This window comes from Bacillus sp. JST-5 (assembly GCF_057747715.1).
On the sequence record NZ_JBYLHW010000008.1, the window covers coordinates 12930 to 33613 of the forward strand.

Annotated in this window: 19 protein-coding genes, 1 other RNA gene and 2 other annotated features (1 of these 22 only partly in view); of the genes, 3 read left to right on the forward strand and 17 right to left on the reverse strand. The window is 35.0% G+C overall.

The genetic code is table 11. From position 1 onward, the window contains the following. Nucleotides 1–57 (reverse strand) — a binding site (T-box leader); it reaches 152 nt to the left of the window's first position. A gap of 47 nt (nucleotides 58–104) precedes the next feature. The 10 genes from AC3ASS_RS03365 to AC3ASS_RS03410 form a co-directional block, all read right to left on the reverse strand. Continuing rightward, on the reverse strand, nucleotides 105–1181 hold the full coding sequence (locus AC3ASS_RS03365; RefSeq protein WP_488282101.1) for an AI-2E family transporter: 1077 nt from the start codon (nucleotides 1179–1181) through the stop codon (nucleotides 105–107). A gap of 141 nt (nucleotides 1182–1322) precedes the next feature. After that, a complete protein-coding gene (locus AC3ASS_RS03370) occupies nucleotides 1323–1454 on the reverse strand; it encodes a DUF3918 family protein (RefSeq protein WP_488282102.1) in 132 nt (43 codons plus the stop codon). Between the two features lie 42 nt (nucleotides 1455–1496). After that, complete coding sequence (locus AC3ASS_RS03375; protein WP_488282103.1) at nucleotides 1497–1688, reverse strand: hypothetical protein; 192 nt, start codon at nucleotides 1686–1688, stop codon at nucleotides 1497–1499. A 14-nt stretch (nucleotides 1689–1702) separates the two neighbouring features. Continuing rightward, nucleotides 1703–2176, reverse strand: a complete 474-nt coding sequence (locus AC3ASS_RS03380; RefSeq protein WP_488282104.1) for a PRC-barrel domain-containing protein — start codon at nucleotides 2174–2176, stop codon at nucleotides 1703–1705. 38 nt (nucleotides 2177–2214) lie between these two features. Beyond that, nucleotides 2215–4572: an SF1B family DNA helicase RecD2 gene (recD2, locus tag AC3ASS_RS03385; protein ID WP_488282105.1), complete on the reverse strand. Its 2358-nt coding sequence runs from the start codon at nucleotides 4570–4572 to the stop codon at nucleotides 2215–2217. Between the two features lie 28 nt (nucleotides 4573–4600). Continuing rightward, complete coding sequence (locus AC3ASS_RS03390) at nucleotides 4601–5266, reverse strand: tetratricopeptide repeat protein (RefSeq protein WP_488282106.1); 666 nt, start codon at nucleotides 5264–5266, stop codon at nucleotides 4601–4603. Between the two features lie 127 nt (nucleotides 5267–5393). Next, nucleotides 5394–6509, reverse strand: a complete 1116-nt coding sequence (gene mnmA, locus AC3ASS_RS03395) for a tRNA 2-thiouridine(34) synthase MnmA (RefSeq protein WP_488282107.1) — start codon at nucleotides 6507–6509, stop codon at nucleotides 5394–5396. A 12-nt stretch (nucleotides 6510–6521) separates the two neighbouring features. After that, nucleotides 6522–7667 carry a cysteine desulfurase family protein gene (locus tag AC3ASS_RS03400; protein WP_488282108.1) on the reverse strand — a complete coding sequence of 382 codons (1146 nt, stop codon included), beginning with the start codon at nucleotides 7665–7667 and terminating at the stop codon, nucleotides 6522–6524. Nucleotides 7668–7718: 51 nt separating this feature from the next. Continuing rightward, entirely contained in the window at nucleotides 7719–8135 is a 417-nt protein-coding gene (gene cymR / locus AC3ASS_RS03405) for a cysteine metabolism transcriptional regulator CymR (RefSeq protein WP_488282109.1), read from the reverse strand. 11 nt (nucleotides 8136–8146) lie between these two features. Further along, on the reverse strand, nucleotides 8147–8818 hold the full coding sequence (locus AC3ASS_RS03410; RefSeq protein WP_488282110.1) for a YczE/YyaS/YitT family protein: 672 nt from the start codon (nucleotides 8816–8818) through the stop codon (nucleotides 8147–8149). A 187-nt stretch (nucleotides 8819–9005) separates the two neighbouring features. On the opposite strand from AC3ASS_RS03410, the gene AC3ASS_RS03415 reads away from it, so the two are divergent. After that, nucleotides 9006–10286 (forward strand): replication-associated recombination protein A, encoded by a 1281-nt coding sequence (locus AC3ASS_RS03415; protein ID WP_488282111.1) that lies wholly within the window; start codon nucleotides 9006–9008, stop codon nucleotides 10284–10286. Between the two features lie 373 nt (nucleotides 10287–10659). On the opposite strand, the gene AC3ASS_RS03420 is transcribed toward AC3ASS_RS03415, so the two are convergent. From AC3ASS_RS03420 to AC3ASS_RS03440, 5 genes are all read right to left on the reverse strand, one after another. Beyond that, nucleotides 10660–11421 (reverse strand): tRNA threonylcarbamoyladenosine dehydratase, encoded by a 762-nt coding sequence (locus tag AC3ASS_RS03420; protein WP_488282112.1) that lies wholly within the window; start codon nucleotides 11419–11421, stop codon nucleotides 10660–10662. Between the two features lie 113 nt (nucleotides 11422–11534). Continuing rightward, a non-coding RNA gene (gene ssrS, locus AC3ASS_RS03425) (6S RNA) lies at nucleotides 11535–11727 on the reverse strand. A gap of 68 nt (nucleotides 11728–11795) precedes the next feature. Further along, a complete protein-coding gene (gene aspS, locus AC3ASS_RS03430; RefSeq protein WP_488282113.1) occupies nucleotides 11796–13571 on the reverse strand; it encodes an aspartate--tRNA ligase in 1776 nt (591 codons plus the stop codon). 11 nt (nucleotides 13572–13582) lie between these two features. Continuing rightward, nucleotides 13583–14854, reverse strand: coding sequence for a histidine--tRNA ligase (hisS, locus tag AC3ASS_RS03435; protein WP_488282114.1), 1272 nt, complete (start codon nucleotides 14852–14854; stop codon nucleotides 13583–13585). Nucleotides 14855–14909: 55 nt separating this feature from the next. Beyond that, nucleotides 14910–15127, reverse strand: a binding site (T-box leader). Between the two features lie 57 nt (nucleotides 15128–15184). Beyond that, nucleotides 15185–15361 carry a hypothetical protein gene (locus AC3ASS_RS03440; RefSeq protein ID WP_488282115.1) on the reverse strand — a complete coding sequence of 59 codons (177 nt, stop codon included), beginning with the start codon at nucleotides 15359–15361 and terminating at the stop codon, nucleotides 15185–15187. 412 nt (nucleotides 15362–15773) lie between these two features. Between AC3ASS_RS03440 and AC3ASS_RS03445 the strand changes: the two genes are divergently transcribed. Beyond that, nucleotides 15774–15932 (forward strand): hypothetical protein, encoded by a 159-nt coding sequence (locus tag AC3ASS_RS03445; RefSeq protein WP_488282116.1) that lies wholly within the window; start codon nucleotides 15774–15776, stop codon nucleotides 15930–15932. A gap of 157 nt (nucleotides 15933–16089) precedes the next feature. Further along, a complete protein-coding gene (locus AC3ASS_RS03450) occupies nucleotides 16090–17781 on the forward strand; it encodes an N-acetylmuramoyl-L-alanine amidase family protein (RefSeq protein WP_488282117.1) in 1692 nt (563 codons plus the stop codon). Nucleotides 17782–17903: 122 nt separating this feature from the next. On the opposite strand, the gene dtd is transcribed toward AC3ASS_RS03450, so the two are convergent. Together dtd and AC3ASS_RS03460 are read right to left on the reverse strand one after the other, a co-directional pair. After that, nucleotides 17904–18365: a D-aminoacyl-tRNA deacylase gene (gene dtd / locus AC3ASS_RS03455; RefSeq protein WP_488282118.1), complete on the reverse strand. Its 462-nt coding sequence runs from the start codon at nucleotides 18363–18365 to the stop codon at nucleotides 17904–17906. A gap of 16 nt (nucleotides 18366–18381) precedes the next feature. Then, nucleotides 18382–20574: a RelA/SpoT family protein gene (locus AC3ASS_RS03460; protein WP_488282119.1), complete on the reverse strand. Its 2193-nt coding sequence runs from the start codon at nucleotides 20572–20574 to the stop codon at nucleotides 18382–18384. Nucleotides 20575–20684 lie beyond the last annotated feature (110 nt).

Here is a 20684-nt window from a genome sequence, read left to right on the forward strand (position 1 = left end):
AAGGAAATTCCTCTCTTTAGATGGACTATAACATACTCGATCCTTCTTCGATCAACGTATTCACTTCTCTATAGAGGAAATTATATGCATGTTCAATTCGTTTGTCAATTCGTGGTGGAACTCTCCTTTTTATATACATTTGTTAATAATTGAATAAGAGCAGTTCGAATCGTAGCCAATATTGGAACGGCGACGATTAAGCCTAATATTCCTCCTATTTCTCCACCTAGCAATAGAGCAAAGATGATGAGCAAAGGATGCATATGCAAGCTTTTCCCCACAATAAATGGCGATAATATATTTCCTTCTAAAAATTGTAAGACAAAAATAATGACAATCACCCAAAGAACCATTTTTTCGGATGTCATAAATCCAACTGCAACCGCCGGAATCGCCCCGATAATTGGACCGAAATAAGGAATGATATTCGTAATCCCAATCACTAAACCTAATAATAAAGGATATTTTAAATCAATCATCCAAAATAAAATCGCTGAAATCGATCCAATTGCAGCACACACAGTTAATTGTCCTCGTAAATAATTCCCAAGTGTTTCATCAAGGCTCTTTAAAAACTTTGTTCCTTGCTTTCTCCAACGTTTCGGAGTCAAATACCAAACGGATAATTTAATTCGATCGAAATCTTTTAACATGTAAAAAGCAATAAAGGGGATTAATGTTATAACAATAAATGAATCTAAAATCCAAAAGATCCCTTTCATGATGGAGCGAAATAAATTTTCAAACCCATGTTCAATCGCCATTATAACCTGTTTAATTTGGTTTCGTAAGACATGTGGCCAGCCAGACGTTTCCTTTTCGATCATTCCCATCCATTTCTCATATTGATTTGATAAGTAGGGAGCATTGTCGGAAAGGTCTTTCAGCTGATGAAGAATAATAGGAATTCCTTTATATAACGCAAATCCTACCCCTCCAAAAAATAAAACATAAATAAAAATAACTGCAAATACACGTTTAAATCCTGCGAGGATTAATTTATTGACAATCGGATGTAATAAATACGCAATGAACGCTGCTACGATAAAAGGGGTAATCGCCGAAAATAACATTTGAACAAGTGGTTGCCAAAGGGGTTTTAATTTTAAAAAAATGTAAATCACGACAAACAAAAGAAGAAGAAAACCAAGTCGATAATACCATTTAATTTTTATATCCATCATGCGCTCCCCCCTTTACCAATTATGTTGAGGAAAGCGATTGAAAAATATACGAACCATTCGTTTAGGCTGTCTTTCATTATGTATAATTTTATCTAATGAAATAAAAAAGAAGAGGATGGATGAACCACCCTCTAATCTTTAAAATAATGGATTACGTTTCAAAACACGTTTCATTTGTTTTTGTAACTTTTTTGTTCGTTCATTTCCCATCATATTTAAAGCAACAATGCCTGCTCCAATACCAATTAATGAACTCATCAACTTGTTCATTCGATTCCACTCCTTTATCTGTAAAGATGTAACGTGGAAGATCTAAATACTGTATCTTCTTTCATTTTCATCGAACAAGTCGTCTAAAGATGAAAGTGAACCATCCTCTTCCACTTGATGAGTATGGATGATTCCTTTTGAAATAGATAGTTCAATAAAACAGTTCCAACAGTAATATTGATTAATACCAATTTTCCCTATATCTTTGCTATGACAATTTGGGCACTTTAACAAAGAAAGCCACCTCGCTAATCATTTGTCTCTACGATGATGGCATCTTTTCCGATTGTAGGCGGTTTATCTGTTTGAACGATTAATTTTCCTTCCATTAAATCTGAAAAGAAACCATCCGATATTTCAACCCCTACAATTGTGCCCAAATTTTCTTGAAAATAAACATCACTTAATAAGCCTAAACGATCTCCGGTTTTGGTATAGGTCATACGCCCGTTAATGCTCTTTTGATTATGGAGAGTATAATCAAAAAAATCATCTTCCATCGTCATTAAGCAATCACGATCAATCATAATCCCTTCTTTACCGATCGAGTAAATGCTTTCTAACGGAAGGAAACGACGTTTTTTAAATAATCCATTGCATTCACATAATAAGCCCGTAACGTTCCCTTCTTTGGAAATACATAAATCACAAACTTTCCCGATCTCATTTCCTGAGTTAAGATCAAGAAGCACCATATGTTGAATAAAGGAAAATGTTCGCAAAAGATTAACCACCTTTCCGAACATTTTTAGTTTGAGTCTTAACTTAGGAAATCATAAGGGGTAACGTTTTCCATACCAATCATCGGGTCTGTTTGCATCAGTTGATCATAATAAGAATTTCCTCTTTCCTTTATAATGATTTCGTCGGTGAGTGCCAGCTTTAGACGCTCTTTCAAAGTCGTCTGTCTTTTCGTATCATCTATGCGAGAGACAGCCATATGAAAAGCCTCAGCTTCCCCACAAATAATTAAAAATTGTTTGCTTCTTGTAACGGCTGTATAAATTAAATTTCTCCTTAACATACGGTAGTAGCTTTTAAAAACAGGGAGGATTACTATCGGGAATTCACTACCTTGTGATTTATGAATCGAACAGCAATACGCTAATGTCATTTGGTTTAAATCTTGTCTTGTATAGGTGACTTCATTCCCGTCAAATGAAACGATGACTTGATCTTGCTTTTCTTCGTTTTCTTTTGCATAAAAAATCGAAACGACTTCACCCATATCCCCGTTAAACACATTTTTTTCCGGTAAATTTACCAGTTGTAAGACTTTATCTCCAATTCGATATGTTATATCTCCAAACTTTAATTCGCGTTTATTTCCTTCAGGATTTGGATTTAAAACTTCTTGCAACATTTCATTTAATTTATCGATGCCAGCCGTACCACGATACATTGGGGCCAGCACTTGAATATCTTTTCCTCGATATCCTTTTTTGATGGCCAATTGAACGATTTGCTTAATTACTTCTTTAATTTGATTGGATTGACAAGGAATAAACGATCGGTCTTTTTGTTGAACGGTTAATGTTGATGGCACTTTCCCGTTCTTTATGTGGTGAGCTAGATCGATAATCGATGAGCCGCTTTCTTGTCGATAAATATCCGTTAATTTGACGGTTGGAATGACATTTGAATCAATTAAATCTTTTAACACTTGGCCAGGTCCAACCGAAGGTAATTGATCTTCGTCACCGACAATAATCACTTGAATGTTTGCAGGTAATGCTTTAAATAGCTGATTAGCTAACCAAATATCCACCATCGAAGATTCATCAATGATTAATAATTTCCCTTCAATTGGGCTTTCTTCATCATATTGAAATCCTTCTGCACCATTCCATCCTAAAAGTCGATGAATCGTAACAGCAGGAAGACCTGTGGATTCATTCATTCGTTTCGCCGCACGTCCTGTTGGAGCAACTAACAATATAGGGAATGGCTCATCCTTTTTATAATCATTGACATCAATAGAAGTTCCATGTAGTTCTCCGTATAATTCGACAATCCCTTTGATAACAGTTGTTTTCCCTGTTCCAGGCCCTCCTGTTAAAATTAACATTGGATTCATCAGCGCTTTTTGTATCGCTTCTTTTTGACTAGGGGCATATTGGATAGATAGTCGTTCTTCTAATTTTCCTAAAGCTAGCAAAAATTCAGACTCTGGAAATTGTTGTTCATATTCCGTTTGCGACATGATTTTTTTGATATTGGAAACAAGGCCAATTTCTGAATAAAAGAGAGAAGGTAAATAAATTCTATCATCTTCAAAGATGAGTTTCCCTTCTTCCTCTAACGCTGTTAATTGATATTCAATATCTTCAATAAAAATTTCCGTTGGCTCTGAACTTTCTAACAACTCTTTCGTTTTTTCCACTAATTGATCATGTTTTAAATAAACATGGCCATTTTGCAATGACTCATTTTCTAACGTATATAAACATCCCGCTTTTATTCGGTCTGGATGATTACCGGACTTACCAATTTTTCTTCCTAATTCATCTGCTTTTGCAAAACCGATCCCTTCTATATCCTCAATTAATTGGTAAGGATTATCCTGAATAATCGTAAGGGTATCTTCAAGGTAGGTTTGATAAATTTTCATCGATAATTGTGGACCAAACCCTAATTGATTCAGTGTTATTAATATTTTCTCCAAACCTTGATGGACAGATAGTTGATCATAGATTAACCTTGCTTTCTCTTTAGACAAATTCGGTACATCGTCTAAAACAGATGGATTTTCTAATATTTTTGCAATAGCATTCGTTCCTAACGTATTGACAATCGCTTGCGCCGTTTTCTTTCCGATTCCTTTAAATAAATCACTTGATAAATAGGCAATGACCCCTTGTTCTGTTGAAGGAATCTCTTTTTTATAATGGGTGGCATGATATTGTAATCCAAAACGCGGATGTTCTTTAAATTGTCCAAAAAATTTATACGTTTCTTCTTCAACCATTCGGGGGAAATAACCTGTTATAACGGCCTCTTTTTCATTAAATTCCTCGTTCGTTTCCTCAACCTTGATTTTAATGACCGAATATAAATTTTTTTCATTATGAAAAATAGTCGTAATGAGAGGGCCTTTCAAATATTTTTCCGTTTCCAATTTTTCTCCCCCCTTACTTTTACGAAATTTAATTATCCTTTTTCATTTTTTCGATCATTTTTTTACCGTATCCTGCTAACAGATGATCTTCTTGGATAGATAAGGCTTGTTCAAAATAATGTAAAGCCTTTTCGTCGTCATTGTAAAATTGGTAATAAACAACTCCTAGATTGTAATAGGCATCCGCGTGTTTTGAATTTAATTGAATCACTTTTTGAAAAAATTTTGCTGCATCCTCGTAATATTCAAGTTGTGCTAAACATAGTCCATATTGAAATAAAGCTTCTACATCGTCCTCTTTTAGCTCTACAGCTCTTTGTAAATATGGTAGCGCCAGGCGAGGTTGGTCTAATTGAATGAGACACATTCCTAACATGAAATGTGTATCGCTGTCTTTTAATCCTAGGCGAAGAGCTCGTTCGAAATCATCTTTTGCTTCGAGAAAACGTCCTTTTTGATATAGAACATTTCCTTTTCCATAAAAAGCTGATGCTGTTTGATCATCTAATTCAATGGCTCTTTCATAAAAATTAATCGCACGGTCATATTCAGATAATAGGAATAATAAATTCCCAAAATTCACATAAGGTACTGGATCATGTTTATTTTCATCAATAGCCTCTGTTAATATTTTTGCTGCCATTTCATAATTTTTCTCTTTCATATATTTTAAACTTAATTCATTTTTGTCCATATTCTTCATCCTTCTTTTTCTTTTCAACAAATATATTATAAACGAGTTCTTTTTTTGGATAAACCGGTAAGAATAATAAACCTTATTAAGAAAAAAGAACTTCCGAAAATTCCGGAAGCTCTAAAGTTTATCCTACATAGGTTAGCCTTTCACCATTTTTAAATATTTGATCGATTGTGCCACCGCCTAAACATTCTTCACCTTGATAAAATACAACGGCTTGGCCAGGTGTAACCGCTCGTATCGGCTGATCAAACACGACACGCACTTGATTATCTTCCATTAAATGAACCGTAACCCCATGGTCTGGTTGACGATAACGGAATTTAGCAGTGCAAGTAAAAGATTGGGCTTTCTCACGATCAGAAACCCAATTAATATTCGTTGCAATAATTTCATCGGAATATAAATATTCATTGTCAAAACCTTGACCAACGTAAAGTACATTTCTTTTAAGATCTTTTCCGATAACAAACCAAGGGTCCCCAGAACCACCGATTCCAAGACCGTGTCTTTGGCCAATCGTATAATACATTAAACCGTCATGTCTACCTTTGACTTCTCCATCCAATGTTTCCATATTTCCAGGTTGTGCAGGTAAATATTGACTTAAAAATTCTTTAAAATTTCTTTCTCCAATAAAACAAATGCCCGTACTATCTTTTTTACCTGCAGTGGCTAGTCCAGCTTCTTTCGCGATTTCTCGAACCTTAGATTTTTCTAAATGGCCAATCGGAAACATCACTCTTTTTATTTGATCTTGAGAAAGTTGATTTAGAAAATATGTTTGGTCTTTATTTTCATCTTTTCCTCTTAAAAGTTTTACTTCCCCATCTATTTCTTTCACTTGTGCATAATGACCAGTTGCTAAATAATCTGCTCCAAGTTTCAACGCATGTTCTAAAAACGCTTTAAATTTAATTTCTTTATTACACATAACATCTGGATTTGGTGTTCTTCCTGCTTTATACTCATCTAAAAAGTAAGTGAACACTTTATCCCAATATTCTTTTTCAAAATTTACCGCATAATAAGGAATTCCTATTTGATTACATACTCTTATAACGTCATTAAAATCTTCTGTTGCGGTACATACTCCGTTTTCATCCGTATCATCCCAGTTTTTCATGAATATTCCAATTACATCGTACCCTTGTTCTTTTAATAAAAGGGCTGCAACTGAGGAATCCACTCCTCCTGACATACCAACTACAACACGAATGTCTTTTGGATCTTTTTTCAATTGTTTCACCTCCTATTTGTTTAACAGTCGCTGGACGATATTCGCCGTTTGTTTTGCTGCTTCTTCTATTTGTTCTATTGTATTTCCATACCCGAAACTAAACCGAATTGAATTATAAATTCGATCAGAATTAGAACCAAACATCGCTTTTAACACATGACTCGGTTCTACAGATCCAGCTGTACAAGCAGAGCCGCTAGAAGCTGCAATACCTGCTAAATCTAAATTGACGAGCATTGCTTCAACGTCCGTACCCGGAAAACTTATATTAATAATGTGGGGTAGAGAATGTTCCTTTGAACCATTTATATAAAATTCAATTCCTTGATTGCTTAATTCTGATACAAATCGTTGTTTCAGTTGTTGATAATAAGCTACTTTTTCATTCATATTTGCCATCGAAATTTCAATCGCTTTATGGAATCCTGCGATTGCATACGCATTTTCTGTACCAGCTCTTCTTTTTCGCTCTTGCTCTCCTCCATGCATTAATGGACTTAGTTTTGTTCCATTTTTCACATATAAAAATCCAATTCCTTTTGGGCCATTAATTTTATGAGCAGAAACGGACAATAAGTCTATGTTCATTTCTTTTACATTAATATTGACTAAACCGTAAGCCTGTACAGCATCCGTATGGAAATAGGCACGGTGATTCGATAGCAATTCACCAATTTCTTTTATTGGTTGAATGGTTCCAACTTCATTATTTCCAAACATAATACTTACAAGAATGGTATCATCTCTTAACGCTGACTCTAAAGAAGATAATGAAATTCTTCCCATTTCATCAACAGGCAAGTAGGTAATGTCAAAGCCTTCTTTTTCGAGAAATTCACACGTATTTAACACAGCATGATGTTCAATTTGCGTAGTAATAATATGTTTTCCTTTATCACGATTAGCAAGAGCAACCCCAATGATAGCCAAGTTGTCTGCTTCTGTCCCACCGCTAGTAAAAATAATTTCATTAAAATCCGCACCGATACTACGTGCAGCCATTTGTCTCGCTTCATCTACTAAATGTCTAGCACGTCTCCCGTATGAATGGATGCTTGATGGATTTCCGAACGTCTCATTTAGGGCGGTTTGCATAGCCTTTATTACATCAGGATGTACAGGTGACGTAGCGGCATGGTCACAATAAATATTTTCCATTCTAATCACCAGCTTTCTACATGCTTCTACATTATATCCTTTCAAATAGTATTAAATATAAAACATATATCCTTCATGATCATCATTTGCATGACTTGCCAAATCTTCTAACGTAGTCGTGTCCAACACTTCTTTAATTGCATCACGAATCCGAATCCAAAGTTCTCTTTTAGCCGGTTCTTCTTCTTCCATTCCTTCGACAGGTGTAATTGGTCCTTCCAACACTCGAATAACATCTCCAGCCGTAATTTTAGAAGGTTCGTTCGCTAGCATATATCCACCATATGCTCCTCGAATACTTTTTACAAGCCCGGCATTTCTTAAAGGAGAAACGATTTGTTCTAAATAATGTTCCGATAAATCATGCATTTGAGCAATGGATTTAACAGATAATGGCCCCTCACCGTAATTTTTAGCCAGTTCAATCATAATGGTTAGTCCATACCGACCTTTTGTTGAAATTTTCACTGTTCTCACCTCTATTGGAAACTACTTGTTTTCAAATATTTATTATTTTTTGAATCCAATTTCGCAATAAAAGAATGGACAAGGTTTTGAAAATACGGAATGGTAACACCGCCAATGGGTCCTATTAATACTCCAAATAATATCGTTCCTAGATGTATTGGACCTCCAAGGAGTCCACCGACAATAACAACGACTATTTCCATTGTCAAACGAACGTATTGAATTTTCCACCCAGTAATGGAAGTCAATGCTATCATTAAACTATCTCTTGGACCAGCGCCTAATTGCGCAGAAATGTATATCCCCATCCCGATACCAATCACAATTATTCCAATAATCCCCATAATATATTGGCTAATGATATGGGATGGTGTTTGTATAAACGGAAGTTTCATAAATAAATCAATAAATACACCAACAAGTGTCATATTGAGAAAAGCCCCGTATTGCGGGACCTTTTTTGAAAGGAGTGCTGAAATTGTTAAAATAATTATGCCTACAATAATACTCCACATTCCAACTGTCAGTCCAAATCGAATATTTAATCCTACATGAAGGACATCCCATGGAGCCGCACCTATATCTGAAACAATTAATAGCACAATTCCGAAAGACATAATAATTAATCCTACCATAAATACCGATAGGCGAAACAAAGTATGTCCTTGAACCCGCTCTCCCATGAATTCATCTTCTTTCTTTGTTGTATAATCTTTATGTAACATACTATATCAAATAAAGAATTTTTTTGGAAAATAAATTGATTCAATAACTATAAAATTATACCATACTTCTCTTCACTTTCATTTTCTTTTTATATAAAAAATTGTATGCTTATGATAAATACGAAAGATAATAGGGAGAATCACTATGAATCAAGCACCTTTAGCATTTCGAATGAGACCAAGATCAATCGAAGAAATTATCGGTCAACAACATTTAGTCGGAGAAGGAAAAATTATATACAGAATGGTAAAAGCTAAGCAGTTGTCCTCTATGATTTTATACGGTCCTCCTGGAATCGGCAAAACTTCGATTGCCAGTGCCATCGCCGGAAGTACGAAATATAAATTCAGACATTTAAATGCTGTAACAAATAATAAAAAAGATATAGAAATCGTCGTTGAAGAAGCGAAAATGTCAGGAAAAATTATTTTATTACTAGACGAAGTTCATCGATTAGATAAAGCGAAACAAGATTTTCTACTTCCTCACTTAGAAAACGGGTTAGTTGTTCTAATCGGTGCTACTACGGGAAATCCTTATCACGTGATTAATCCAGCGATCCGAAGTCGATGTCAAATCTTCGAATTAAAACCGTTAACAAGGGAAGAAATTGAACAAGCTCTTGTTAGAGCATTACTTGATAAAGAAAGAGGATTAGGCACATACAACGTACAAATGACAAAAGAAGCACTCCACCACTTTGCCGCTGCTTCCAATGGGGATGTGAGAAGTGCTCTAAATTCAATGGAACTTGCAGTATTATCAACTCCGAAAAACGAAAATGGAGAGATTATTGTCGATCTAGCCATTGCTGAAGAATGTATGCAGAAGAAAAGCTTTTATCACGATAAAGATGGGGACGGTCATTATGATGTCCTTTCAGCTTTTCAAAAATCGATTCGAGGTAGCGACGTCAATGCAGCGCTTCATTATTTAGGAAGATTAATAGAAGCTGGTGATTTGCCTAGTATTAGTAGACGTCTATTAGTGATTGCATATGAAGATGTTGGTTTAGCCAATCCTCAAGCTGCACCTAGAACGTTAGCTGCGATTGAAGCAGCGGAAAGGATTGGTTTTCCTGAAGCGCGAATTCCGTTAGCCAATGCTGTGATTGAACTTTGTTTATCACCAAAATCGAATTCTGCGATTATGGCCATTGATGCAGCAATACAGGATATTCGTGAAGGAAAAAGCGGGGAAGTTCCAGCTCATTTAAAAGATGCACACTATAAAGGGGCAAAAGAATTAGGACGAGGCATTGATTATAAATATCCACATGATTATGAGCACGGATGGGTTTATCAACAATATTTGCCGGATACGATTAAACACCGCGTCTATTACAAACCGAAAAAAACAGGAAAATATGAAGCGTTATTAGCACAAGTATATGAAAAAATCCTTCATCAGACGGACAGAAAATAACGATATAAACAACCGGACGAATCCGGTTGTTTCTTTTGCAAAGTTGCAAAAAATGTTCTTATTGTTGCAAATTTTAATTGCTCTTACAAATTTGTTTTCGATCGTTTCAAATAAAATTTCCTCACTTACAAGTAAATTTATGAAAGTTACAAATTTGATTTTGAGAGGTTACAATGTTGCAAATTTTATTCTTTCAGTTGCAAATGATACTTTAAAAGTTGCAAATTCATCGGTAAACGAATTGGATAGCCGCTTTCAATCCTTTTATTATTTCAAAAACTAATGCTCGATCATCAATTTGAGTTGCAAATTTTTTTATTTACAAATATCAATGATACAATATAAAAACAAAAATCCGGCCAAAGCCGGATTTTTATTCTTTTACACGATGAATTTTAACATCTTTCAATAATTGTGATACAACATAACCCGCCATGATAAGACCTGCTACGGAAGGGACAAACGCATTCGAAGATGGCGGCATTTTAGCTTTTCTAATTTCGGATTGATCATTACCGACTCGTTGTCGTACATCTTCGCGGATGACAATTGGACTTTCGTCGGAGAAAACAACAGGGATTCCTTTTTTTATTCCTTCTTTTTTTAATCTTGTGCGAATTACTTTTGCGATAGGATCTGTATGTGTTTTAGAAATATCAGCAATTTTAAATCGAGTAGGGTCCATTTTATTCGCAGCACCCATGCTTGAAATTATTGGAATATTACGTTTTAAACATTCTTTCATTAAATGAATTTTATAAGAAATCGTATCAGAAGCATCTATAACAAAATCAGGCTGATAACTAAAAAATTCTTCATACGTATCTTCTGTGTAAAACATTTTTAAAGCAATGACTTCACATTCTGGATTTATGTCTTTAATTCTTTCTTTCATTAAATCCACTTTTGGTTGACCGATGGTAGATAACAAGGCGTGAATTTGACGATTAATATTCGTTATATCAACATCATCTTTATCTACAAGAATTAATCGACCGACACCAGATCTTGCAAGAGCCTCTACTGCAAATGATCCGACTCCACCTACACCTAAAATTGCTACAGAGCTATTTTTCAAAAGTTCTAATCCTTCTTTTCCAATCGCTAATTCATTTCTAGAAAATTGATGAAGCATCATATCACTCCAATTTGTAGTTTAACAAGAAAAAAATATACCAAATCGAGAACGAAAATCAATAAAAAACCATAAAAAAATCCCCATTATTTTGGGGAAGTACTAATAATTCGAAAAGTCCCAATAGTGCCGTAGCTTTACAAACCAACGTTTTGAACCCGCTCTCGGCAGGTGGGTGTCCTGTTCAATACTTCCGTAAGTCCCTCTCTTCGTAGGAGGGCATTTACTCCATATCGAAACGCGAGACTCCCTTCGTTGTGATTGTTCGGTCAAAACTTGGATCAACCACGAGCACATCAGGACTTTGCGTAATGATTATTTGTATTTTATCATATAAAAAATCAAAGTTTCAATATGATATCAGTGGAAAATGATTACAGTTCTTTTTCTGCTTTTAATAATAAATGTAACTCATCTAATTGAGATTTACTAACTGTACTTGGTGCATCCGTTAATAAATCACTTGCACTAGCTGTTTTCGGGAAGGCAATCGTATCTCTTAAATTGCTTCTACCTGCCAACAACATAACAATTCGATCCAACCCTAATGCGATTCCGCCATGTGGAGGAGTTCCATATTCGAACGCTTCAAGTAAAAATCCGAATTGTTCTTTAGCTTCCTCTATAGTAAATCCTAAAACTTTAAACATTTTTTCTTGAATGTCTTTTTCGTATATACGGATGGATCCTCCACCTAATTCATAACCATTTAAAACTAAGTCATAGGCTTGTGCACGAACTTTATCAGGATCCGTTTCTAATAATGGAATATCCTCTCTAACTGGCATTGTAAACGGATGATGAGCAGCATAATATCGTTTCGTTTCTTCGTCGTATTCTAACAATGGCCAATCAGTTACCCATAAGAAATTTAGTTTACTTTCATCAATCAATCCAAGTTCTTTTCCAAGCTTTAAACGAAGGGCACCAAGCGCATCATGGACGACGTCTTTTTTGTCAGCAACAAATAGTAATAAATCTCCTGTTTCTGCTTCTAAAATATTCATTAATTGACTGCCTGTTTCATCTTGGAAGAATTTTGAGATTGGACCTTTGAGTCCATCCTGTTCCACTTTCATCCAAGCAAGTCCTTTTGCCCCATAAATTCCAACAAATTCTGTTAAAGCATCTATATCTTTTCTTGAATAAGTAGAACTATGACCTTTTACATTGATTGCTTTCACCATACCTCCGTTTTCAACAGTAGAAGAAAATACTTTAAAGGAAGAATGGCGAACGACTTCTGATACATCAATTAATTCCATTCCAAATCTTGTATCTGGTTTATCTGAACCAAATCTGGCCATTGCTTCATCGTATGACATACGTGGAAACGGCGTTTCAATTTTTATTCCCTTTACTTTCTCTACCACCGAACTCATCATTCGTTCAGTCAATTGAATAATATCTTCTTGCGTCAAAAAGCTAGTTTCAATATCAATTTGTGTAAATTCCGGTTGACGATCTGCTCTTAAATCTTCATCACGGAAGCAGCGGGCAATTTGATAATAACGATCAAATCCTGCCACCATTAACAACTGTTTAAATATCTGTGGAGATTGCGGCAATGCATAAAATTCCCCAGGATGAACACGACTTGGAACTAAATAGTCACGAGCTCCTTCAGGTGTGCTTTTTGTTAAAATCGGAGTCTCAATATCAATAAATCCTTCTCCATCAAGAAATTGACGAACAGCTTTCGTTGTTTCATGACGTAATTTAATCGTTTCAAACATAACTGGACGTCTTAAATCTAAGTAGCGATATTTTAAACGTACATCTTCAGAAACGTCGGTTTCGTTAGAGATAACAAATGGAGGCGTTTTCGCTTCGTTTAAAATAACAACTTTTTCTGTTTTTATTTCAATCGTACCTGTTTTTAGTTTAGGATTGACTGTTCCTTCTTCCCTAGGTACAACCGTTCCTTCGATATGTAATACATATTCTGAACGAATATTTTCAGCAATTTCTAAAGCTTCTTTTGATACATCAGGATTAAAGACAATTTGAACGATTCCAGTACGGTCCCTTAAGTCAATAAAGATGAGACCTCCTAAGTCTCTTCGTTTTTGCACCCATCCTTTTAAAACGACACGTTCCCCAATTTGTTGTTCTGTAATCTCACCACAATAATAGGTTCTTCCTAACATGGTTATCCTCCTTATTCATAGATGGTTGGGAAATATTTAGCAAATTGATTGAGTTCAATTTCCGTTTGTTGTCCGGTTTCCATGTTTTTAACGTTCACTCGATTTTCTTTCACTTCTGTTTCTCCTAATATAGCAACATATTTCGCTTTTAAGCGATCGGCTGCTTTTAATTGAGCTTTCATTTTTCTGTCCATATAGTCCATATCTGCATAATAGCCGGCTTTTCTAATTGAATGTAATAAATTCACAGCATATTCTTTTGCCTCTTCGCCGATGGTTACAAAATACAAATCTAGAACATAATCATGGTTAAATTCGACATTTTCAGCTTTTAATGCAGCAATTAATCGTTCAATACTGAATGCAAAACCGATACCAGGTGTATTTGGCCCATCCATTTCTTCCACAAGACCATTGTATCTTCCACCACCACAGAGAGTTGTTATCGCACCAAAACCTTCTGCATTACTCATGATTTCAAAAGCAGTATGATTATAATAATCAAGCCCACGGACAAGTGTAGGGTCAACTTCATAATCGATATTTAAACGTTTCAAATAAGAAAGAACTTTTTCAAAGTATTCCTTTGATGAATCATTTAAGTAGTCTAAGATGGAAGGAGCTGTTTTCATTAACGGATGTTCGCGATCTTTTTTACAGTCTAAAATTCGCAAAGGATTTTTTTCTAATCGCGCTTGGCAATCTAAGCAAAATTCATGAATGCTTGGTTGAAAATGATTAATTAGTGCTTGGCGATGAGATATTCTACTCTCTCGATCCCCTAAGCTATTAATTTTTAATACAAGGCCTTTTAAACCAAATTCTTTATATAAATCCATGGCAAGAGAAATCACTTCAGCATCAATAGCTGGATCTTCGCTGCCAAGTGCTTCTACTCCAAACTGAACAAATTGACGGAATCTTCCTGCTTGAGGACGTTCATAACGGAACATCGGCCCCATATAATACAATTTCACCGGTTGATTTGGATCGCCGTACATTTTTTGTTCGATAAAAGAACGTACGACTGGTGCTGTTCCTTCAGGTCTAAGGGTTAAACTTCTTCCACCTCGATCCTCAAAGGTATACATTTCTTTTTGAACAATATCGGTTGTTTCGCCGACACCTCTCAAAAATAATTCCGTATGTTCAAACATCGGAGTTCGAATTTCGTGGTAATTGTATCGCTTACAAATGTTTCTTAACGTTGATTCTATGTGCTGCCATAAATAAGAATCTCTTGGTAATATATCTTGAGTTCCTCTTGGAATTTGTATAGGCATTTTCTTTCCTCCTTTATTAAAACTCAATAAAAAAACTCTCATCCCTTGCCAAACGACAAGGGACGAGAGTGCTCTCGCGGTGCCACCCTTATTGAAGACAATCATGCCTTCCACTTTTTCAGTTAACGCCTGCTAACGTCCATCCCCTACTTCCTTCGGGGTGAATCCTCCGGAGTGTCTTTCATTATGTCATCATGTAGAAATGCTTTCAGCCACGGCATTTCCTCTCTGTACACTTGTTTCATAACTACTTTTCTCCATCAACGGATCATATTTATTCTTGTATGATTATATAATCATACGAACGTTCACACCAATTGTCAAGTCTTTTCAGGAACGTCCTAAATGTTTTTTTAACTTTTTGACGTCTCGCATCGTTAGCCCAAATTCTGATGCTAACTCAAAATTTGTGGAGTAGGACTCTTTTTCGATAAAGTCATGAAAGTTAATTCCAAAAATATTTGTAGACTCTAAATGTGATTTTTCTTTTCTTTCGTTTAAACGCATGAACCCCCATCCTTTCAGTGTTCTATTATTTAGCATTGCCTGTTCATCGAAAAAAATTTCATGATTCTAAAAGGGGATTCATAAATCATCAAGAATACATATAAATATTTCCAAACATCGAAATACCTATAAAATGTTTAGAAAAAATATCGATATAAATAATGTTTCAACTCTATTTTTGGTTTTTATTAAAATACCAATCTCAAACAAAAGGAGAGGTGGAACGAATGAAAGCTATTCAAACTTTTTTAAAAAAATTTAGGGAAAGTAAAATAAAAGAACAGAAGCGAGCGGAATTGCTCAAAAAACATACGATAATTATATAGTTTTAGGTGTCTATAATGCGGACGATTTAGAGTCCTTTTGCGAAGGACTTGACCAAATGAAATATTTTTATCCTAGGACGGAGGAAATGATTCGTAATTTTCTCCATGATGGAGGGGTAGTACTTTCTCCAAAAGAAAGTCAACTTCTTCATGAAGAACTTATTGATGGGAAATGTAGATTTTTATTTTCCCTTAAAAATCGCTTAACATACAAAAATGATTTTCTTGATTCGAATTTTCATTAAACAAAAGTTATTGAAAAAGCTACTTGGGATTAGTGGTTTCTTCGAGAATGACAACAAATATGAGGAATTCGTTGAAAAAAATTAAATCATAGAAGAATTTCTTTTTAAATGGTACGATTAGAATATGGAAAATTTTTCATGAAAAGGAGCGCAAAAAATGAGAGCAAAGGTTTTGACTTGGACTATCATCGTATTGATTTTCGCATCCTTTTTACCACAAAATATTGCTTTTTCATCGACGAATCAAATAAGGGTGAATGCAGATGTATTAAATGTTCGCTCTGGCCCGGGTTTAACATATTCAGTGGTAGCAACTGTGAGTAAAGGTGAAAAATATACAATCGCTCAACAAAAAGGAGATTGGATCGAAATTAAACTTTCCTCCAATAAAAAAGGATGGGTTGCCAGTTGGTACGTGGATGTACTATCCAGTCAATCAGCAAATGGAAATGAAGGTATCGTTACAACAGACGGATTACGAATCAGAAAAGGACCTGGAACCAATTATGGAATAGTCGGACATTTATATAAAAATGAACGTGTTAAAATTTTGAAAAAATCAGGAACATGGTTTGAAGTTTTATATAATGGAAAAAACGGCTGGGTATCTAGTGAATTTGTTAACGTATCAAAGAATTCAAATCCTAAATCTCCATCACAATTGACAGGGACTGTAACAGCAGATTTGTTAAATGTTCGTAATCAGCCTACATTACAAGGAATGATTATAGGAACATTGAAGAAAAATCAAACCGTCACCATTCACACTGAACAAAACAATTGGTATCAAATTACTTATAATAATGCGAAAGCTTGGGTTAGTAAAGACTATGTATCTACTAATAGCCATACAAATGTGGACAAGCCTGTTGAAAGTTATGGGAAAGTTACCGCGTCTATCCTAAATGTTCGAAATAGTCATTCATTTAATGCACCAGTCGTTGGAACGGTAACTATGAATAGTACATATAAACTATTGGAGGAAAAAAATAATTGGTACAAAATTGAATACGCGAAAAATCAATACGGATGGGTTGCAGGATGGTATATAGAAATTATTCAACAAGAAAATAAAGGAAACAATAAAGGTACCATCACACTACTCTATGATGGAACGAATATTCGGAAAGGTCCTGGAACCAATCATCCAGTCATTACCATTGCTAACAAAGGAGAACAATATAAAATCTTAAACTATGAAAATGATTGGTATGAAATCTCATTACCAAACGGTCAAAAAGGATTTGTAGCCGGTTGGATCGTAACCGTTAATGGAACGAGTCCAAGTACAACAAAACCAGGAACAACATCCAACTTGAAAGGTAAAACAATCGTTATTGATCCAGGGCATGGTGGAGAAGATGGAGGAACTATCGGCACAAAAGGTACAATTGAAAAGGATTTAACATTACGTACTTCAAATGCTATAAGCAATCAATTAAAAGCAGCAGGTGCGAATGTTATATTAACGAGAACGAATGATAAGTATGTGTCTTTAAGCGATCGCGTTAGTTTCTCTCATTATTACGGTGCCGATGCCTTTATTAGTATCCATTATGATAGTTTTTCAGATCAATCTGTTCACGGTATTACAAGTTACTATTATCACGAATTTCAAAAACCTTTAGCTCAAAGCATTCAAAATTCATTAAAACAATCGACAGGTCTTTATGATCGTGGTGTAAAATTTGGAAACTACCATGTATTAAGAACCAATCAGCAACCATCTGTATTATTAGAACTAGGATTTCTTACAAATCCAGTTGAAGAAATGACTGTATCCACATCGTCTTATCATCAATCCGTCGCCTTAGGAATATTAAATGGACTGAATGCATATTTTAAATAAATGAAAAAAAGATGTCCTTTCATTCATCGAGGACATCTTCTTATTTTGCACACATTGAAAAACACATTTTTCAATGTGCCTCATTTTTCTTACCTCTAGTATGGATCCATAAAAACCTCTCTTTAGGAGGTTTTTCTTACAAAATCAGAGCTATCTAGTATAAGGGTAACTGGACCGTCATTGATCAATTCAACGTTCATCATTTCACCGAATCGGCCTGTTTCAACATGAATTCCTTTTTCTCTTAAACAACGATTAAAGTATTCGTATAGTTCATTCGCAATTTCTGGTTTTGCAGCATTCATGAAATTTGGACGTCTACCTTTTCGACAATCCCCGTATAGTGTAAATTGAGAAACGGATAAAATAGAACCGTTAACATCTTTTATCGAAACATTCATTTTTCCTTGATCGTCCTCAAAAACCCTTAAACCACTTATTTTATCTGCAAGAACTTCAGCATCTTTTTCTGTATCGTCATGTGTAACCCCGACAAGAAGGACAAAACCAAAATCAATTTTTCCAACAATTTCGTTGTTTACTTTCACACATGCATGTTTCGATCTTTGTAGAACGACTTTCATTTCCTTAACTCCCTAGTTAATTCATAATTCTTCGAACGGAATAAATGTCTGGAATTTGCTTAATTCTATCCACAACTTTTTGTAAATGACTAATATTATGAATAGAAATGGACATGGTAATCGTTGCCATTTTACTTCGATCAGATTTCCCAGATACAGCTGTAATATTCGTTTTCGTTTCATTTACCGCTTGAAGGACTTCATTTAATAATCCGCGGCGATCGTAGCCACTAATTTCTATATCAACATTATATTCTTTACGATCTCCAGCATAAGACTCCCATTCCACTTCAATTAACCGTGCTTTATCCTCGTCGGACTGTATATTGGGACAATCCGTCCTATGAACAGAAACTCCTCTTCCTTTCGTAATAAATCCAACAATATCATCACCAGGAATCGGATTACAACATCTGGATAGTCGGATAAGTAAATTATCAATACCTTTGACACGTACACCTGCATCTCTTTTACGATGTGGAATCGGTTTGATTTCATTAACTTTAGAAACAATCTCTGGTACTTGATCTAACTCTCTTTGTTTTCTTAATTTCTCCGTTAAACGGTTTGCTACTTGAATGGCTGTAATCCCGTTATATCCAACAGCAGCATACATATCTTCAATATTGGAAAAATTAAACTTTTCTGCTACTCGTTTTAAATTTTCTTGAGTCATGACGTCTTTAAGTTCGAATTCCATATTTCGAACTTCTTTTTCAATCATTTCTCTTCCTTTTTCAACATTTTCTTCTCTTTGTTGTTTTTTGAAAAATTGGCGAATTTTATTTTTTGCTTGTGAAGTTTGAGCAAGTTTCAACCAGTCTTTACTTGGACCATAAGAATGTTTCGACGTTAAAATTTCTACTATGTCTCCCGTTTTTAACTTATAATCTAAAGGAACAATTTTTCCATTAATTTTGGCTCCTATCGTTTTATTTCCAATTTCGGAATGGATCCGATAGGCAAAATCAATTGGAACTGATCCGGACGGCAGTTCAATGACATCTCCTTTTGGCGTAAAAATATAGACCATATCGGAAAATAAATCGATTTTTAATGATTCCATAAATTCTTCAGCATTCGCCGAGTCATTTTGGAATTCTAATATTTCCCTAAACCAAGATAACTTTTTATCCAATGTCGTTCGATCTTGCGGACTTTTCCCTTCTTTATATGCCCAATGGGCTGCAATCCCGAACTCAGCAATGTGATGCATTTCAAAAGTTCGTATTTGCACCTCAAGTGGATCACCTTTTGGCCCAATGACAGTTGTATGAAGAGATTGATACATGTTAGGCTTTGGCATCGCAATATAATCTTTAAATCGACCCGGCATTGGTTTCCAACAAGTGTGAATGATTCCTAAAACGGCATAACAATCTTTAATACTTTCAACGATAATACGGACCGCTAACAGATCATAAATTTCATTAAATTGTTTATTTTGCATGACCATTTTTCGGTATATACTATAAATATGTTTTGGTCTACCAGTAATTTCTGCTTTAATCGAGACTTCATTTAATCTCGTCCGCATTTCTTCAATGACTTCATCTAAATACCGTTCTCTTTCCGCTCTTTTTTTCTTCATTAAGTTAACAATTCGATAATATTGTTGAGGATTTAAATACCTTAACGCTGTATCTTCTAATTCCCATTTTATTTTTGAAATCCCTAAACGATGGGCAAGAGGAGCAAAAATTTCTAATGTTTCATTAGCAATTCGTCTTTGTTTTTCTTCCGGCAAGTGTTTTAATGTTCTCATATTATGAAGACGGTCAGCCAATTTAATTAAAATGACTCGAATATCTTTCGCCATTGCTACAAACATTTTCCGGTGATTTTCCGCTTGCTGCTCCGCATGAGATTTATATTTGATTTTCCCTAATTTTGTAACACCATCAACAAGCATAGCTATTTCATTGCCAAACTCTTGTTTTATTTCTTCAATAGAAACATTCGTATCTTCAACGACATCATGAAGGAAACCAGCAGCCACTGTGGATGGGTCCATCTCTAAATCTGCTAAAATTCCTGCTACTTGGACAGGGTGTAAAATGTATTGTTCACCAGATTTTCTATACTGCCCTCGATGAGCTTTTTCCGCAAATTCATAGGCTTTCTTTACTAACGCAACATGATGTTCGTTCAAATATTCACTTGTTCGCTCAAACACTTGATTCGCTGTTAACACGGTCTCAGTAGCCATGAAATCACCTTATTAAATGCATTATTTTTCTTTATTTCCGTTTATTTTATTTCTCTTATATTAAAAAGTTTATAAATTTGTGAAAATTAATTGTCCGGGAAATGAACTTT

Excerpts from the sequence above, each read along its gene's own strand:
- AC3ASS_RS03365 (WP_488282101.1), bottom strand. The coding sequence starts at position 1,181 with ATGGATATAAAAATTAAATGGTATTATCGACTTGGTTTTCTTCTTCTT.
- AC3ASS_RS03370 (WP_488282102.1), bottom strand. The coding sequence starts at position 1,454 with ATGAACAAGTTGATGAGTTCATTAATTGGTATTGGAGCAGGCATTGTT.
- AC3ASS_RS03390 (WP_488282106.1), bottom strand. The coding sequence starts at position 5,266 with ATGGACAAAAATGAATTAAGTTTAAAATATATGAAAGAGAAAAATTAT.
- AC3ASS_RS03400 (WP_488282108.1), bottom strand. The coding sequence starts at position 7,667 with ATGGAAAATATTTATTGTGACCATGCCGCTACGTCACCTGTACATCCT.
- AC3ASS_RS03410 (WP_488282110.1), bottom strand. The coding sequence starts at position 8,818 with ATGGGAGAGCGGGTTCAAGGACATACTTTGTTTCGCCTATCGGTATTT.
- AC3ASS_RS03415 (WP_488282111.1), top strand. The coding sequence starts at position 9,006 with ATGAATCAAGCACCTTTAGCATTTCGAATGAGACCAAGATCAATCGAA.
- AC3ASS_RS03420 (WP_488282112.1), bottom strand. The coding sequence starts at position 11,421 with ATGCTTCATCAATTTTCTAGAAATGAATTAGCGATTGGAAAAGAAGGA.
- aspS (WP_488282113.1), bottom strand. The coding sequence starts at position 13,571 with ATGTTAGGAAGAACCTATTATTGTGGTGAGATTACAGAACAACAAATT.
- hisS (WP_488282114.1), bottom strand. The coding sequence starts at position 14,854 with ATGCCTATACAAATTCCAAGAGGAACTCAAGATATATTACCAAGAGAT.
- AC3ASS_RS03440 (WP_488282115.1), bottom strand. The coding sequence starts at position 15,361 with ATGCGTTTAAACGAAAGAAAAGAAAAATCACATTTAGAGTCTACAAAT.
- AC3ASS_RS03445 (WP_488282116.1), top strand. The coding sequence starts at position 15,774 with ATGATTCGTAATTTTCTCCATGATGGAGGGGTAGTACTTTCTCCAAAA.
- AC3ASS_RS03450 (WP_488282117.1), top strand. The coding sequence starts at position 16,090 with ATGAGAGCAAAGGTTTTGACTTGGACTATCATCGTATTGATTTTCGCA.
- dtd (WP_488282118.1), bottom strand. The coding sequence starts at position 18,365 with ATGAAAGTCGTTCTACAAAGATCGAAACATGCATGTGTGAAAGTAAAC.
- AC3ASS_RS03460 (WP_488282119.1), bottom strand. The coding sequence starts at position 20,574 with ATGGCTACTGAGACCGTGTTAACAGCGAATCAAGTGTTTGAGCGAACA.